The sequence below is a fragment of the Limosilactobacillus kribbianus genome (assembly GCF_026413145.1).
Taxonomy (GTDB): Bacteria; Bacillota; Bacilli; order Lactobacillales; family Lactobacillaceae; genus Limosilactobacillus; species Limosilactobacillus kribbianus.
This window is the reverse complement of sequence record NZ_JAOVYZ010000091.1, coordinates 1-2,618: the sequence shown is the minus strand read 5'-3', so window position 1 is coordinate 2,618 and position 2,618 is coordinate 1. Positions and strand designations below refer to the sequence as shown.

Below are 2,618 nucleotides of genomic sequence, written 5' to 3'. Positions count from 1 at the left end.
TACCTAATATAGCAATGATAATCAATACAACAATTCCTATTCCGAATCCTAAATACATTTTTCTATTTTTTGTCATACAAAAATTCCTCCAATAATAACTGATTTTCATTTTCCTATCGTTTTAAATAAAATTCAAGCTATTAACTAAATTACCATATTTTAATATGCTAAAATCATTTAAAGAGGTGTAACCAATAACAAAAAAAGCCCTTATGATTAAACATAAGAGCTTTTATTAAAAATACTTTTGCTCACAAATTCACAATAATATAAAGATTACAATTAACTTTCAACATCAGCAAAAAGAATTTTTTTTGAATCGTTGCCATTGAAGATGAACTACTTTTGCTCGATCCTCTTTCTTCTCCTTAGATTCTTCACCAGATAATCGCTTATTTATATCTTCAATTTCCTTATCAGTTAAGCGTCGATATTGCGATTCATAATATTTTTCTTTAGCTGACCATGTTCCCACAATCAACCAATAATACTCATTATTATCAATTTCTCGAGCACTATATTGATCAAGTTCTCCAACTTCATATTTCTTTCGATATTCCTTAAATATCTTATTAAATACCATCAATTGACGCCCTTTTAGGGCTTTATAAAAGGTCGAGAACACATCAAGGTTACGAGTATAATCTTCATCTTTTGCTGAATACTTGGCAATTTCCAAAATTGCTGAAGAATTATTTTTATCTTTTACTTTTTCAACATTAACTTGGGTAATTTTTGAATTACCAGTAACTTTGCGCCATTCATGAAGCCATTCTTCATGATCCATATATTGATCACTAGTAAAATAATCTTTCTTAACAGCAATTACTACATGAAAATGTGGGTGATAATCATCTCTTTGCCAATTGTAGGTAACTTCAAGTTTTCTCATATAACCTTGAATGAAGGCAAATCTTTTTCTTCTAGTCATCACACCAAAATCGTGATTCATTTTAGTAATAGTTCGCTTCAAATATGAACCCTTAACATTAGGTACAGTAAGGGTTAAGAAAAGATAGTCATAATCCTTTTCTTCTTTAATTGCAGTCATCATTGTGGCCACCATCTCAGCGTCTTTATGAGCCTTACGCCATGCACATGTAGGGCAAAAGCGATCATTACAAAAATTAGCTGAAAAAAGTTTCTTCTTTGAAAAATCTTTGGTAGCAATAAAGTGAAGCCAATTTCCACATTCTTGTACAGATTTTCGATGATTAAGAGTAGAAAAATGTCCTAGTTGCATAAGATAAGCAACTTTTGCATTTCCACTTTTTTTATTTTGATAATCTTCTGGAACACTAGTATTAAAGGATTCACCTTCAATAACTTGTTCTTCTTTTAGTTCAATTTTTTGTTTAAGCATGCTATAATGTATCTCGAAATATAAAAAGATAAATCGACGATGATACACTTCACCCCTTATTTTTATTTACTGGACATTTATAATTATAACAGGTGAGGCCTAAAAAGTTTCATCGTTTTTTTATTTTAAACAATTAAAAAATGGTCATTTAAGGTAGGCACCGAATCCATTGGGAGAGTAAGAGTTCCGCTTCTAACGGAAAATAGTTGGATATATTATCAAGAGAAGGATAATTTGGGGGACAAGCCCCCAAATTAGGGGGTCTTCCACCCCCTCACCCCTGGACTAATGGTTGAGAGCAACAAAAGTTAAAACTTTTGTCACTTTCAACCATTTTTATTTTTTACATTAACAACAAAACTTTATCTATATTAATCTCTGGATAGCCTTTCCTGACCTACCACCCTAAGGGCACGGTCAGCCGGCTATCCAGAGATTTGATATAATTAAAAAGCCGTCCGTGGCAACTCCTACGATAAGGAGGTGAGCAACCATGAAAAGTCTATTTCTCTCAGCAGCATTGAGCCTATTGGTTTCATTATTAACTGCGCTTTTCTCTGATTGGCTTCGTCAGAGAAAATAATCTTTGACGGTATGGAGCGCAAAATAAAAGCCACTCAACTATTCGCACTAGTTGGGTGGCTTTTTTGCAACCATTTCCGGCCTATTTCTCTACTAAAATTATAACATTAATTACTAAATCCAGCTAATGAGTAAGACTAATAAATCTTGGTTAGCTTGACGTCCCACAAACCATAACCTCCTAATCCATCTTTCCATTTGGCGGTTCCAGTAATTGTATTCCCTTTAACTTCCGCATTTTTTAAATCAAAATTCAAAGTTTTTTTCGTAGTATTTGAAGGATTATCATAAATAGTTAAAGAATTTTTTGTGGCTGTATATGTACAGTTCCATGGAGTGGCATGCATTTTAAATTCACTGTCATCACCTTTAATTTCATCAGCATCCATTTTACTGTGAACAAAATCAACATTTCCTTCTTCATTTCCTTTACCAAAAACAAGAATTTGTTTCTTCTGCCATGGCCCACTTGGGCCTTGATTAGACGTTGATATTTGATAAGCATGTCCTGGAAGTATTCTATTAACTTGATGAGAATGAGAAATATGTATACCTAATATAGCAATGATAATCAATACAACAATTCCTATTCCGAATCCTAAATACATTTTTCTATTTTTTGTCATACAAAAATTCCTCCAATAATAACTGATTTTCATTTTCCTATCGTTTT

General features: G+C 32.4%; 2 protein-coding genes. Both read right to left on the bottom strand.

The genetic code is table 11. The features are described from left to right. Positions 1 to 295: 295 nt before the first annotated feature. Entirely contained in the window at positions 296 to 1,363 is a 1,068-nt protein-coding gene (locus OCT58_RS10175; protein WP_267202714.1) for a protein rep, read from the bottom strand. A gap of 719 nt (positions 1,364 to 2,082) precedes the next feature. Then, the gene (locus tag OCT58_RS10170) at positions 2,083 to 2,571 is read right to left on the bottom strand and encodes a hypothetical protein (RefSeq protein ID WP_267202713.1); all 489 of its coding nucleotides are present in this window, start codon (positions 2,569 to 2,571) and stop codon (positions 2,083 to 2,085) included. Between the last annotated feature and the right edge of the window lie 47 nt (positions 2,572 to 2,618).

Bases quoted from the DNA above. Each gene is read 5' to 3' on its own strand.
- OCT58_RS10175 (WP_267202714.1), bottom strand. From the start codon at position 1,363: ATGCTTAAACAAAAAATTGAACTAAAAGAAGAACAAGTTATTGAAGGT.
- OCT58_RS10170 (WP_267202713.1), bottom strand. From the start codon at position 2,571: ATGACAAAAAATAGAAAAATGTATTTAGGATTCGGAATAGGAATTGTT.